Raw genomic sequence first — 13,690 nt, 5'->3', positions numbered from 1 at the left:
CCGTCCGATGCCGGAGCGGTCCAGACGCCCTTCGTTTATCGCATCGGATGTTGCTGTCGAACTCGTGTTCCGACCCGGCACGCCGGCCGGAATCCGCTGTAGATTCGCTAGCTGAACAGCGTGTTCATCTTTTGTTCACCAAAACGAATCCGGAGCGATACCGTCGTGTCTTCAGTTCGCTCCGGACGCGTCAGCGAACTGCCGTTCGGCGGGTCCTCATTTTTTGAATCGCCCCGCAAATCCGCGCAGGGGAAGGTCCGCACTCGTGATCAAACCCGGCGGAGCGGCAACTACGGCGGGGATCGCGTTGAGGGCCGGCAAGCCCGTGACGGTCATCCCGATGGAGGCGAACGACGCCACGTCGGACAGGTCGACGCCGGGCTTCGGGAAGATCATGTGCTTGTTGTAGATGTGCGGGTCGCCGGTGATCTGGGTGATGTAGCAGCCCCGGATGTTCCAGCTCGGATCGGTGTGCGGCGTCATCTGCCACTCGAGGTGAGTCTCCACTCGCGGCACGCCGTCGACCATGCCCTGATACTTGAGATAGTTGCCGCCCAGCGAGCCCTTGGGCATCTGTATCCATCCGAGGTCGACGTCCTTGGTGCAGGCACCGAGCTCGTAGCTGAACTTGACCTCGTCGAGTTCGAGGTCGAAACAGTCGGCCATCATGAGCACGCTGTCGGCGAAAACCCGGGTGTACTTCTCGAGCTTGCCCGGCAATGACGGATCGTCGACGGGCAGGCCGTAGCCGACCTCTTTCCAGGTCTCCTGCGAATGGTGGCAGGACACGTCGACGGACTCGATGGTGGTGATGTTCTCGATCTCGGCGACATCGGCTGAGCAGACCACGCCGAGAATCTGGTTGACCCCCGGGTTCATGCCGGTGCCATAGAACGTGGAACCGCCTCTCTCGCAAGCCTCTTGGAGAAGTTGGGACACCTTTTTGCCGGAGTGGTGCGGGTGATTGGTGTCGCGGTGCCAGCCGGTGATCCAGTCGGCGGTGGTGACGATGTTGATGCCCGCCTCGAGCACTTTGACGTAGAGGTCTTCGTCGGGGAACACCCCGTGGAAGGTCAGCACATCCGGTTTGGCGGCGATGATCTCGTCGATGGAACCCGTTGCGGTGACACCGATCGGGGCCAGCCCGGCGATCTCGCCGGCGTCGCGACCGACCTTCTCGGGCGTGTAGCAGTGCAGGCCGACGAGTTCCAGGCCGCGGTGCTCGCGGATTCTCTTGATCATCTCGGTGCCGACGTTTCCCGTCGCCACCTGGAAAACCCGGATCGGTCTATTGGCTGACATGAGCAGGTTCTCCTTGATGGTCGGATTCATAGAACTGGCTGGCCCACTTGCGAATTGCCGTGAAGCCGTCGAATTCGTCTGCGGCCAACGCGGGCCGGTGCGTGTAGCGCTGGTGCTGCCAGATCTCGATATCGGCGGCAAACTGGTCGATCACGTCCTGGGCGAAGGCGCGCGCCTTGGCTTCGGCCTTGGGGCTGTCGTCGCCGGGCTTTCGGCCGATGTAGACCATGAACCGGACATCGGAGGTGTTCTCGTCGACCGGGGTGACCGCGGAGATGGTCCGGTTGTCGATCATGCCCCAGCTTTTGGTGACGGCGACGCCGAGTCCGCCGTTGATCGCCTCGACGCCGCTGTTGATGTCGTCGATGATCTGGCCCTCGTCACCTTCGAAGGTGATGGTGAAGTCGACGTAGGACACCGGTTCGTCGAAGTCGTGGCGAGTGAACAGCGGCACGATCGGGGTCTGGTGCACGAATTTGAAATGCGCGAAGTCGACCCCGTTCTCGAGCACGTACTGCGGATGCAGCTCCAGCTCGGGGCGGTACAGGCGAGCCTGGGGGTAGTAGTCCGCGGCGGTGCTGTCGTCACCGAAATCGGCGAAGATGTCCGGCGCCTCGAAGAACGGCGGCCGACCTCCGATGTCGTGCCAGATGTACACCGACGAATTGCGCTCGACCACAGGGTAGGTCGGAATGCGACGACCGCGATTTGGCCTGTCCTGGTACGGAATACAGACGTTGCGACCCTCGTGGTTCCACTGCCAGCCGTGGAATGGGCACTGGATGACCTCACCGACCACCTGGCCGCCGTAGCCGAGATGGGCGCCCAGATGTTCGCAGTAGGCGTCCATCACGGTGAGAGCGCCGGACTGCGCGCGCCAGGCGACCATGTCGGTGCCGAAGTACTTCATTCTCCTGACGTCGCCCACCGCGATCTCGTCGGACCACGCCACCTGGAACCAGCCGGTGGGTTTCATCGACAGGGACGGTTTTGCCACGCTGGCGAGTCTAGAAACAGATCATAGAAGTGTCAATGAATCTGAGATAGCATTCCAGTGTGGCGGAAGCGGACAGTGCGCGACGACGGCCGAACAAGCGAGGTTCGGCTACGCGTGAGAGCCTGCTCGAAGCCGCTTTGACCGCGCTGGCGTCCGGTCAGCCCGGCGCGGTGTCGGCCAACCGCATCGCCAAGGAGGCCGGCGCGACCTGGGGCACCGTGCAATACCAATTCGGTGATACCGACGGGTTTTGGGCGGCCGTGCTGCGCTACACCGCGCAGCGCCGGGCCAATATCTTCACTCCGCCGGACACGTCGGCGACTCTGCGTGACCGCGTGGCGGGCATCATCGACACGCTCTACGACGGCCTGACCAATCGGGACTCCCGCGCGATCGAAAACCTGCGTGCCGCGCTGCCGCGGGAGCATGCCGACCTCGAGCGGCAGTATCCGCAGACCGCCGCCGAATTGTTCTCGTGGGGCCAGGGGTGGCAGGAGACCTGCCAAAAGGCGTTCGCTGATCTGCATGTGGACCCGCAGCGCGTCCGCGAGATGGCCTGGCTGATTCCCGGCGCCATGCGCGGTATCGCCTCGGAGAAGCAGCTCGGCAGCTACGGCGACCTCGACGCGGCCCGCCGCGGGCTGACGAACGCGATCGTGGCCTACCTGCAGTAGATCCACGCCGAGATCGACGAAATGTCGGGGTTCTCTCGACCTTCCCCTGCCAAATGTCGGTTTCGCCGTAGGGACTTACCGTAATACTTCCAGTATGGTGCAGGGTATGGACAATCAGGATCCGCGCGAACTGTTCTCGCTGACCGGACGGGTCGCCATCGTGACGGGTTCGACGCGCGGCCTCGGGCGGGCGATGGCGCAAGGATTCGCCCGTGCGGGCGCGTCGGTCGTGGTGACCGGGCGCGATCAGGAGCGTTCCAGCGTTGCGGCCGACGAGATTCGGGCCGCCACCGGCCGCGACGTCATCGGCATCGGCTGCCATATGGGGGACTGGGACGCGATCACCGCCTGCGTCGAGCGGGTGGTCGATCACTTCGGCCGGATCGACGTGCTCGTCAACAATGCCGGCATCAACCCGGGGATGCAGTTCCTCGACGACGTGTCGCTGGAGTTGTGGCGCAAGGTGTTCAGCGTCAACCTCGACGGTGTCCTGAGGATGAGCCAGTGTGTCGCACCGGTCATGCGTGACGGCGGCGGTGGCAGCATCATCAATATCGGCAGCACCCAGGGCTACGAAGGCAGCCCGGAGGCCGTCGCATACGGAGCGTCGAAGGCCGCGCTGCGGCACCTGACCGTCATGATGTCAAAAGTCTGGTCTCCCTGGAAAATTCGCGCGAACATCCTCAGTCCCGGCTCATTCATGACCGACATCCTGGAACGGGCCGAAGAATTCCAGCCCGGGTCCCTGGAATGGCTGGCCAGCCTCAATTCGCAGAACCGGATAGCCGATGTCAGTGAGATCGTCGGCCCGGCGCTGTATCTCGCCAGTGCGGCGTCGTCGTTCGTCACCGGCGACGATCTCACCGTCAGCGGCGGCATGCGCAAGTAAGCCGGATTCAGTCCTCTTTGGCGATCAGCCGCTTGAGCGCCGCCTGGTCGGGCTCGAGCAGCTCGGCGATCCGGTCATGGTTCACGTCGGCCACGATGATCTCGCCGACATCCTTGTGCACATTGCTGAAGATGCCGTGCGCCTTCATCTTGTCGGCCTGATAGATGTTGTCCTCGGTCGGCGTCACGTAATAGACCGCGTCGGCCTTGAACCGGTGCACCATCCACAGGTGGATCAGCGTCATCAGGCGCTTCTGGCGTAGCTTCTCGGCGAAGGTGTTCTGGTCGCGCACCGTCAGGATGCTGCGGCCGTGCCGGTCCTTGATCGGGTCGACGAGCACGTTGGCCAGCAGCTCCTCCTCGCCTCCGTCGTCCCGGGCGCCGTAGATGCCCAGTTCGAGCACCTCGCCGCCGGCCCGCCGTGGTCGCAGACTCACCCGCAGCTTCTCGCCGAGCTGGTAGTGCTCGCTCCACAGGGCCAGCCACTCTTCGAGGAGCTTCTTGGGCACCTCGGTCTGCACCAGGTGCTGGTGCTGGGTGGAGCCCTTGCCCATCGACTTCGTGGTGGCGGTCCGGCCCGACGACGCGGCCAGCGCGGCATCGCTGCGCGGACCGCCGACCAGGGTTTGCGGTGTGCGGTAGGGCGATTCGACCAGGCGCATCTTGCGCTGCAGGCGGGCCAGCGCGAGCATGCCGTCCTGGCGAAGGGCGGTGGCGAACTCCTCGGCGGCGACACCGTCGATCTGATGACCGCCGTAGGTCATGAAATTGAAGACGAAGCCCATCTTCGCCAGATCTTCGGGGAATGCCCGCATCTCCTCGTCGCTCATCCCGGTGGTATCCCAGTTGAACGAGGGGGACAGGTTGTAGGCCAGCATCTTGTCCGGATACACCGCGTGCACGGCGTCGGCGAACTCGCGGGCGTCGGCCAGGTCAGCGGTCTTGGTCTCCATCCAGAGCAGATCCGCAAACGGCGCTGCGGCAAGGGATTTCGCGATCGCATACGGGATACCGCCGCGCACCTGGTAGTAGCCCTCGGGCGTCTTGGCCCGCTCGGGATCCCAGGGTGCGTCCACGCCCAGCTCGCGGGCCTTCTCCCGGGCGACGTACAGCGATGCGGTCTTGGCGAAGGCGAGCCAGTCCGCGGCGCTCATCTCATGCGGCTCGCCCTCGCCCTCGCGGAACTTGAGGAGTTCGGCCACCGCGCCGCCGTAGGTGTCCAGTCCGGCGTCGTCCTGCCAGGCGTCGACGAACTTCGACTCGACCTTGTCGAACAGCGCGTCCAGCGAATGCTCCTGGCCGTCGCGCCAGGCGGCGGCCTGCGCGGCGATGAGGTCGACGATGCCCTGGCGTCGCAACCATGCATCGGCCACCGCGTACTCGCCCTCGGGCAGCGCGTAGAGCAGGTGCCCGTTGAGTTCGGTGACCCCGGCCTCGTAGAACCCGCGGACCATGGCCAAGAAGCACGACTTGTACGGGGGCACCTTGAGGTTGGTCGCACCGAGCAGGAACGGCTGGTCGCGCTCGTCGGCGCGGCTGTCGATGAGGTTGGCCGCCTCGGCGTCGGTGCGGGCGACGATGATGCCGGGCACATTCATGATGTCGAGCTGGAAGCGAGCGGTGTTGAGCCGCTTGAGCTGTTCATCGGACGGCACCAGCACCTTGCCGCCCTGATGGCCGCACTTCTTGGTGCCGGGGCGCTGGTCCTCGATGTGGTAGCCGGCCACTCCTGCCTCGACAAAACGCCGAATCAGGTTGCGCACGTGCGGATCTCCGCCGTGTCCGGTGTCGGCATCGGCGATGATGAACGGGCGGTAGTCGACGGCCGGCTGTGCCGCGCGCTGTTCGGGGGTCATCTGCAGGCGCAGATACTGCTGGTTGCGGTCGGCGGTCAGCAGTGCGCGCACCAGTCCGGCGGCCTCATCGGGCACCTGGCTCAACGGATAGCTGGCGAGGTCCGGGCCGGGGTCCTCGGTGGTCGAGCCCTTCGCCGAGGTGGCCCAGCCGCCGAGATAAATGCCCTCGATACCCATCCGCTTCATGGTCACCGCCTGGCCCGGCGAATACGGGCCGAAGGTGGTGATGCTCTTCTTGGCGGCGAAGAGTTCACGCAGGCGCTTGTAGAACGCGGTGGACGCCTCGCGCGCGACGGTCTGGTCGACCGGGATCGTGCCGCGCTGTTCGACGACCTGCCGCGCGGTGTAGAGCCGAGTGATTCCCTCGAACCGTGGACTGTCGAAGTACTGCTGTGTCTCGGCGACCTCGCGTTCGAACGGTGACTGGGTGGCAGCGTCCGCTTCGATGATGGACATGGATCTCACGCTCCTCGCTGAGCCGGTTCCCGCCGACGGCAACCCCCGGGCGGCGAGTTCGATTATCCCGACTCCTCCTCCGGCCGGAGTGGGTTTGACCGACCCCACCCCGTGATCGAGATCGACCGGCCCCCGGCGTGCGGCCCCAGCGCGGGGTGTCTGGAGTTCAGCAAATTCGATAAAGCGACCCGCGGCGCCTTTGCGGCGGCCGACGACGATATTCGCCGACGTCCACGTAACTGGCTGTGCACCAGCACTTTCCATTCTCGTATTCGCGTGGTGAACTATTGACGGGTGTGAAAGAATATTCCGCGGATATTCCGTGCGGCGAATTGCGCCGATGCCGTTCGCGTGGGATACAAAATCGGGTACATTCCTGTGGTCCGCCGCACCGACCAGGGGTCAGTGTGACGGGCTCCCTTTCGCTCGGGGTCGGGGTAAGGAGTCGCTGCGGTGAGTTGGCGCGACCATCCCCCGCTGAAAACCGCCGGCGTGGTGTTCCTCGTCGTCATCGCTGCGGTCTGCGCTCTGATCTATCTGCAATTCCGCGGAGACCTGTCGCCGCGGACGGCGCTGACCATGGAGTCGAGTCGCGCCGGGCTGGTGATGGATTCGGGCTCAAAGGTCACTTACAACGGCGTGATCATCGGCCGCGTCACGAAGGTCGTCTCGGCCGAGCGTGACGGAAAGACGATCGCGAAGGTGACGCTGGAGGTCGATCCCCGCTTTCTGGCCAGCATGCCGTCCAACGTGAACGCCGATATCAAGGCCAGCACGGTGTTCGGCAACAAGTACGTCGCCCTGACGTCGCCGAAGAACCCGGCCGCAACCCGGCTGTCCGGTTCCGACGTCATCAACGCGTCGACGGTCACCACAGAGTTCAACACGCTCTTCGAAACGGTCACCTCGATCGCGGAGAAGGTGGACCCGGTAAAGCTCAACGTGACGCTGTCGGCCACCGCCGAGGCGCTGAACGGGCTGGGATCCAGGTTCGGTCAGTCGCTGGTCAACGGCAACGCGGTGCTCGACGACGTCAACCCGCAGATGCCGCAGATCCGGCGCAACATCCAGCGGCTGTCCGATCTCGCCGACGTCTACACCAAGGCGAGCCCGGACCTCTGGAGCGCGCTCGACAACCTCACGGTCACCGCGCACTCGCTGAACGGCCAGCAGAAGGACATCGACGCCGCATTGCTGGCCTCCATCGGTTTCGGCAACACCGGCGCCGACATCTTCGAACGGGGCGAACCCTACTTCGTCCGCGCGATGGCGGATCTGGTGACCAGCACCCGCCTGCTCGACAAGTACAGCCCCGAACTCTTCTGCGGGCTGCGCAATATCGCCCAGGCGTCACCGGCGGCATTGGCCGCCTTCGGCGGCAACGGATACTCACTGGATACGGTGACCGAGATTCTCGGCGCGCCGAATCCCTACGTCTATCCCGACAACCTGCCACGGACCAACGGCCAGGGCGGCCCGGGTGGAGCGCCGGGATGCTGGCAGTCGATCGACCGCAACTTCTGGCCGGCGCCGTACCTGGTGGTCGACGACGGCGCGTCGATTGCGCCGTACAACCACTTCGAACTCGGCCAGCCGTTGCTCACCGAGTACGTGTGGGGTCGTCAGGTCGGGGAAAACACGATCAATCCGTAACGATCGCACCTAATCTGAGTCGATGCGGGTTCGCCTCGAAAGGTCCAGATGTGTCGGTCACGCGCAGTGCTATGCGGTCGAGCCGGAGCTGTTCCCGATCGACGACATGGGTTATTCGACTCTGGAAGACCATGAGGTCGCGCCCGGGGACGAACAACGCACCCGGGACGGCGTGGCCGCCTGCCCGGAAGAGGCGCTGATCCTCGACGAGGAAGCGTAAGCGACGCAGGGCTTTTGGATCTCTTGACGGGGATTTAGGCCGGCTGGGGAATGAGATCGCCTGGCGGTGGCACCATTTGGGCATCGGCGAGGGGCGGCGGTGGCAACTGATCTGCTGGTGGCGGCGCATCGGGCGGCGGAGCATCCAGCGGGGGAGCGTCCGGTGGCGGCGGAGCCAGCGGATCGGCCATCTCCTCGGCGGGCATCGGCAGGTACATGTGGTGGGTGAACTGCGGCTGATACGCGCCGCCGCCGCCGACCCGCACACCGCCGCCCTCGCCGCTGGAGACCGGGGTGCCGTCGGGGAGTGTGACAGCGGTGTGCGAGCGGTTCCAGCCGATCACCAGTGAGTTGGGAGCGGTTCCGTAGTGGAATCCGCGGGCGAGGAGGGCGGCTTCCTCATTGCCGGTGTGGAACCGGCTGCCGTATACGGGCCTGCCGGTGGCCGCATTGGACACCCAGGAGGCCAGCCCCGAGCAGTCGGTGCCCGCCGGACTGTCCCCACCGGGGATGTACGGCGTGCCTGACACCTGACTGATCAGAGTCATCAACGTCGCGATTGCAAACATGCGGCCGAAACTAACAACTAATTTGCGCGCATACCAAAGTCTGTGTTTTCCAACACGTTTCGTGAAAGTGTGTGGCGCACACAACAATTTCGATGAGAAATCAGAAGCAAATCCGATTTTGCGGCTTTGCGCATTACCCGAATTAAAGCCTATACCTGGGTGTTTCGGCAACCTGACTATGCCGACGAAGGCGCAGTCGTCGCGTGGACCCCGAAATCGGCCGAGCACGGTCGTGACGAGTATGTAATGACTTGAACGATTCAGGTGAGCCGAAAACGGTGCTTTGCCGTGATCGCGACCATCCGCAGAAAAAGGCGCCGGGATCAGCCCTCGGCGCGGACCTGGTCCTTGACCGCAGGCACGATCGGCGGGGCGGTCTTCCAGTTCGGCAGGCCATCCGACTCGAGGCCGACCGGCCAGCCTTCCTCGTGCACCTGCGCCCAGTGCGAGTGGTTGAGCTGGTGCAGGGTGAAGCAGGCGTTCAGCGCGTTGTAGAAGCCCATGTTGTCTTGCGTCTGATTGACCGCTTCCTTGGCCAGCAGCGCCGCCATGGTCGGGACCTGGGCGATCCGGCGGGCGAACTCCAGCGTCTTGTCGGCGAGCTCGTCCTGCGGGAAGACCTTCGAGATCATGCCCAGCTGGTAGGCCTCGTCGACTTCCATGGCGTCACCGGTGAGCATCAGCTCCTTGGTCTTGCGTGGCCCGAACTCCCACGGGTGTGCGAAGTACTCGACACCGCACATACCCAACCGGGTGCCGACCACGTCGGCGAAGCGAGTGCCCTCGGCGGCCACGATCAGGTCGCACGCCCACATCAGCATCAGTGCCGCCGCATAGACGTCGCCGTGTACCTGCGCGACGGTGATCTTGCGCAGGTCGCGCCAGCGGCGAGTATTGGCGAAGAAGTGATGCCACTCCTGCAGCATCAGCTTCTCGGCGCCCTCCCGGTTGGCGCCCAGACCCTGGAAACTGGGGTGCTGATCGGGCCCGGGGGTGTACTCGGCACGCGACACCGCCGACCCGAGGTCGTGGCCGGAGGAGAACATCGGCCCGTGGCCGCCCAGGATCACCACCCGGACCGTGTCGTCGGCTTCGGCCCGCAGGAACGCCTCGTTCAGCTCGACGAGCAGGCCACGGTTCTGAGCGTTGCGTGCCTCGGGCCGGTTGAGCATGATCCGCGCGATGCGGCCGTCATCGAGCTCTTCGTAGGTGAGGAACGTGTAATCCTGGGACATAGCCGCATTCTATGCAGAGGAGAATGTCGTTACCCGAGCCGGGCGCGCAACTCACGTTTGAGGACCTTGCCGTAGCTGTTCTTGGGCAGGTCGTCGACGAACACGTAGCGTTTCGGGCGCTTGAACCGGGCGATCCGGTCCAGCAGGTGCGCATCGAGCGCCCCATCGGCTGCGCTGCCGACGACGAAGGCCACGACGACCTCGCCCCACTCGGGATCCGGTGCCCCGACCACGCAGGCCTCGACCACGCCCGGATGTTCCAGCAGCGCCTCTTCGACCTCCCGTGGGTAGATGTTGCTTCCACCGCTGATCACCACGTCCTTGGAGCGATCGCGCAGGGTCAGGTAGCCGCATGGGTCGAACGAGCCCATGTCTCCGGTGTAGAGCCAACCGTCCTTCAGCGCGTCGCGGGTGGCGTCGGCGTTGTTCCAATACCCGCCCATCACCACATCGCCTCGGCACACGATCTCGCCGATCTGCCCCAGCGCGGCGGGCGCACCGTCCTCGCCGAGCACGGCCACCTCGACCCCGGACCGGGGGTAGCCCACCGAGCCGAGGACGGCGTCGTCGTCGGAGTCATGGTCGGCACGGCGCAATCCGGTGATCGTCATCGGCGCTTCGCCCTGGCCGTAGATCTGGGCGAAGATCGGCCCGAACGCGGCCATCGCCTTCTTGAGGCCGTCGACGTACATCGGTCCGCCGCCGTAGACGATCGCGCGCAGCGCCGCCGGCGCCGGGCGACCGGTCGCGACGAGGCGCGCAATCATGGTGGGCGCCAAGAACGCTGACGATCCCGGATGCAGTCCGCACAGGTCAAGGAATTCGTCGGGGTCGAACGAGCCGGACGCGGACACCACCTGGCGGGCGCCACGAAGAACGTAGGGCGCGATGTAGAGCCCTGACCCGTGCGACATCGGCGCGGCATGCAGCAGACTGCAATTCTCGTCGGGGGAGTCGATATCGGCCAGGTGTGCCACCGTCATCGCGGTGAGGGTGCGATGCGACAACATCGCGCCCTTGGAACGCCCGGTCGTGCCGCTGGTGTAGAACAGCCAGGCCAGCGCCGACGGATCCGTGGCGGGAACTGCCGCCGGTGGTGCGGTGAAGAGCTGCTCGTAGTCCCCTCCGCCGATCAGCTCCACCATGACGGGTGATACCGAAGTCAGCTCGGCGGCGATCTTCGGGGACGCGAATACCGTTGCCGCACCGCAGTCTTCGAGAATCTGCACCATCTCGCGGGAATGGAGTTTGAAGTTCACCGGGACGACGACGCACTCGGCGGCCCACACCGCATAGAACAGTTCGACGATCTCGGCCCGGTTCTCGCTGGCGATCGCGATCCGCTGCCCCGGTGCATACGTGTGGCGAAGCGAGGCGGCCAGGCGTAAGGCGCGCTCGCGAAGCTGGCTCCAGGTGTGCAGCTGTTCCTCGCCACGGAAGACTGCCCCGCGGTCGCCGAAGCGGGCGGCGGCTTGATCGAGGGTGGCGAACAGGTTCACCGCGCAACCCACTCCGCGGATAGCGCGAACTCGGACAGGTATTTCGTGGTGCTCCACCCGCCGTCGACGACGATGGTCTGCCCGTTGATGAAACTGCCTGCTGGCGAACACAGGAACGCCACGGTGCCGGCGATGTCCTCGACTCGGCCGAGCCGGGTATGCGGGGTCATTTCGGTCTGCATCTTCTTGAATCCCGGGTCCTCGAGCCGCTTTTCGACCATCGGGGTCACCGTCACGCCGGGAGCCACCGCGTTACAGCGGATCCCGTGCGCGCCGTATTGGCAGGCGATGTGCGTCGTCAGCGCGGTCAGACCGCCCTTGGCGGCCGAATAGGCGCCACCACGCAGGCCACCGACGACCGCGAACGTCGAGGTGATATTGATGATCGCCGACCCTGCAGGCATGTGGCCGATCACATCGCGCGCCAACCGGAATGGGGCGCGCAGCATGACGCCGAGAAAGTAATCCAGGGTCTCGTCGTCGGTCTCGTGCAAGGGTTTGGGGCTGCCGACGCCGGCGTTGTTGATCAGGAAGTCGATGTGGCCCCAGCGGGAGACGGCGGCCTCGACGATCCGCTGCGGAGCGTCGTCGTCGGTGAGATCAACCGCCAGGGTGGCGATCCGCTCGGGATCGCCGATGGCATCGGCCAGCCCGGCCAGCCGCCCGGTGTCCCGGCCGGTGCCGACGACCGCCATTCCCATCTCGGCGAGCTGTGTGGCGCAGGCGAATCCGATTCCGCTGCTCGCCCCGGTCACCACCGCTACTTGCATGTCACCCATCCGCCTCGACCAACCTCGCTCGAATCTGGTGTTTGAGAACCTTGCCGGCGTCGTTCTTTGGCAGCGCATCCCAGACGACGACCTGTTCGGGCCATTTGAACTTCGCGACACCGGCGGCCTGCAGGAAATTCCGGAGCTCGGCGACCTCCAGTCCCGGCTGGTGCTCGGTGACGATCACCGCGCACGCACGCTCCCCGGTGCGCTGATCGGGCACCCCGACGACCGCGACCTCGCGGATCTCCGGGTGGCCGAGCAGAAGGTCCTCGATCTCCTTGGGGGCGATGTTCTCGCCGTTGCGGATCACGATGTCCTTGGCGCGGCCGGTGACGACGAGGTAGTGGTCGTCGACCCAGCGGCCGAGGTCGCCGGTGCGGAAGTAGCCCTGCTCGTCGAAAGCGGCATCCTCGTCCTCGGGATGCAGGTAGCCCAGGAGCATCTGCGGCCCGCGGGCACGGATCTCACCCTCAGCGATTACGACGTCGGCGATACCGGGCCGGCCATCGGTTTCGGCGGCATGGTCGATGTCGCCGGGTGCGCCGACGGAGATGACCGGCACCTCGGTCGAGCCGTACACCCGGGTGACGGCGGCGTTCTCGAAATAGGCTGCGGCACTGCGGATCAGCGCGGGTGGCACCGAGGCGCCGCCGCAGATGAACACCCTCAGGTCCGGCAACCGGGTGCCGGCACGCTGGGCGGCGGCCAGCAGATGCTGCAGAAACGGCGTAGCCCCGGACATGTGCGTACACCGCTCGCCGACCATGATCCCGACGGCCACGTCGGGATCCCAGCGCTCCATCAGCACCGCGGCGGCGCCGAGCAGAATCGGGAATTCGAAGGCGTAGATCGAACCGCCGATGTGCGCGATCGGGGACGGCACCAGGTACACCGACCCCCGGTCGACCCACCAGTGCTCCCCGAGCTGGCGGATCAGCGCATGGATCGAATTCTGGCTGTGCAGAACTCCTTTGGGTCGGCCGGTGGTGCCCGAGGTGTACATGATCATCCGGACCGCGTCCGGGTCGACCGACGGGATTGTGGCGGGCGCCTCGGCGTCGAGCGCGTCGAATCGGATCTGACCGGCCTGCGCGTCGCCGCGCACCACGACAACGACCGGCGGCGACGGTAGCGTCGCGGTGACCCGCTGCAGCATCGCGGCGTAGTCATGGCCGGCGAATTCGGCGGGGATGACGATCATTCGGACGTCGGCGTCGGCCAGGATGAAGGCCAGCTCGTGGTCGCGCAGCGACGGCAGGATCGGGTTGACCACCATGCCCGCCACGGTCGCCGCGTGATAGACGATCGCCGCCTCATGCCAGTTCGGCAGCATGAACGACACCACACTGCCGGTCGGCATGGCGGCCCGCATGGCAGCGGCCATCCGGGTGGCCCGGTCGTACACCGTCGCGCAGTCCAGGCGGACCGGCCCGTCGACGAGTATCTCTCTGGTCGGGGTATCCCGTGCGGCCGCGGCCAAGACATCGGCCAGCGTGTCGCGCACCCACAACCCGCTGGCGTAGGCCTGTGCGGCCAACGCGGAGTTGCGTGCTGCGGTTCGCATGCCCG

13 protein-coding genes are annotated in these 13,690 nt (G+C 65.5%); 5 read left to right on the top strand and 8 right to left on the bottom strand.

Annotated features, from left to right (window positions below):
* Window positions 1-216: 216 nt before the first annotated feature.
* Both HPC46_RS09590 and HPC46_RS09585 read right to left on the bottom strand, forming a co-directional pair.
* Window positions 217-1,302 carry an NAD(P)H-dependent amine dehydrogenase family protein gene (locus HPC46_RS09590; RefSeq protein WP_179469142.1) on the bottom strand — a complete coding sequence of 362 codons (1,086 nt, stop codon included), beginning with the start codon at window positions 1,300-1,302 and terminating at the stop codon, window positions 217-219.
* Window positions 1,289-2,299: an aromatic ring-hydroxylating dioxygenase subunit alpha gene (locus HPC46_RS09585; protein ID WP_179469140.1), complete on the bottom strand. Its 1,011-nt coding sequence runs from the start codon at window positions 2,297-2,299 to the stop codon at window positions 1,289-1,291. Before HPC46_RS09585 ends, HPC46_RS09590 begins: the two co-directional genes overlap by 14 nt.
* Window positions 2,300-2,358: 59 nt before the next feature.
* Between HPC46_RS09585 and HPC46_RS09580 the strand changes: the two genes are divergently transcribed.
* Entirely contained in the window at window positions 2,359-2,973 is a 615-nt protein-coding gene (locus tag HPC46_RS09580; protein WP_179469138.1) for a TetR/AcrR family transcriptional regulator, read from the top strand.
* 106 nt (window positions 2,974-3,079) lie between these two features.
* Window positions 3,080-3,862: an SDR family NAD(P)-dependent oxidoreductase gene (locus tag HPC46_RS09575; RefSeq protein WP_179469136.1), complete on the top strand. Its 783-nt coding sequence runs from the start codon at window positions 3,080-3,082 to the stop codon at window positions 3,860-3,862.
* Between the two features lie 7 nt (window positions 3,863-3,869).
* Here HPC46_RS09575 and aceA read toward each other — a convergent pair whose 3' ends face one another.
* Window positions 3,870-6,173: an isocitrate lyase ICL2 gene (gene aceA, locus HPC46_RS09570; RefSeq protein ID WP_179469134.1), complete on the bottom strand. Its 2,304-nt coding sequence runs from the start codon at window positions 6,171-6,173 to the stop codon at window positions 3,870-3,872.
* A gap of 111 nt (window positions 6,174-6,284) precedes the next feature.
* Here aceA and HPC46_RS09565 point away from each other — a divergent pair, with 111 nt between their 5' ends.
* From HPC46_RS09565 to HPC46_RS09555, 3 genes are all read left to right on the top strand, one after another.
* On the top strand, window positions 6,285-6,464 hold the full coding sequence (locus tag HPC46_RS09565; protein ID WP_179469132.1) for a hypothetical protein: 180 nt from the start codon (window positions 6,285-6,287) through the stop codon (window positions 6,462-6,464).
* A gap of 162 nt (window positions 6,465-6,626) precedes the next feature.
* On the top strand, window positions 6,627-7,826 hold the full coding sequence (locus tag HPC46_RS09560; RefSeq protein ID WP_179469130.1) for an MCE family protein: 1,200 nt from the start codon (window positions 6,627-6,629) through the stop codon (window positions 7,824-7,826).
* A gap of 22 nt (window positions 7,827-7,848) precedes the next feature.
* Window positions 7,849-8,046, top strand: coding sequence for a ferredoxin FdxE (locus HPC46_RS09555; RefSeq protein WP_179469128.1), 198 nt, complete (start codon window positions 7,849-7,851; stop codon window positions 8,044-8,046).
* 34 nt (window positions 8,047-8,080) lie between these two features.
* Here the strand turns inward: HPC46_RS09555 and HPC46_RS09550 are convergent, their stop codons facing one another.
* The 5 genes from HPC46_RS09550 to HPC46_RS09530 form a co-directional block, all read right to left on the bottom strand.
* Window positions 8,081-8,614, bottom strand: a complete 534-nt coding sequence (locus HPC46_RS09550; RefSeq protein ID WP_179469126.1) for a peptidoglycan endopeptidase — start codon at window positions 8,612-8,614, stop codon at window positions 8,081-8,083.
* 323 nt (window positions 8,615-8,937) lie between these two features.
* On the bottom strand, window positions 8,938-9,849 hold the full coding sequence (locus tag HPC46_RS09545) for an enoyl-CoA hydratase (RefSeq protein WP_179469124.1): 912 nt from the start codon (window positions 9,847-9,849) through the stop codon (window positions 8,938-8,940).
* A 29-nt stretch (window positions 9,850-9,878) separates the two neighbouring features.
* Window positions 9,879-11,348 (bottom strand): AMP-binding protein, encoded by a 1,470-nt coding sequence (locus tag HPC46_RS09540; RefSeq protein ID WP_407665487.1) that lies wholly within the window; start codon window positions 11,346-11,348, stop codon window positions 9,879-9,881.
* The gene (locus HPC46_RS09535; protein WP_179469120.1) at window positions 11,345-12,127 is read right to left on the bottom strand and encodes an SDR family NAD(P)-dependent oxidoreductase; all 783 of its coding nucleotides are present in this window, start codon (window positions 12,125-12,127) and stop codon (window positions 11,345-11,347) included. Before HPC46_RS09535 ends, HPC46_RS09540 begins: the two co-directional genes overlap by 4 nt.
* Window positions 12,120-13,685, bottom strand: coding sequence for an AMP-binding protein (locus tag HPC46_RS09530; protein ID WP_179469118.1), 1,566 nt, complete (start codon window positions 13,683-13,685; stop codon window positions 12,120-12,122). Before HPC46_RS09530 ends, HPC46_RS09535 begins: the two co-directional genes overlap by 8 nt.
* Window positions 13,686-13,690: the final 5 nt, after the last annotated feature.

It is taken from the genome of Mycolicibacterium vinylchloridicum (assembly GCF_013404075.1).
Classification (GTDB): Bacteria; Actinomycetota; Actinomycetes; order Mycobacteriales; family Mycobacteriaceae; genus Mycobacterium; species Mycobacterium vinylchloridicum.
Note: the sequence above shows the minus strand (reverse complement) of the source record. Positions and strands in the feature narration are given on the sequence as shown.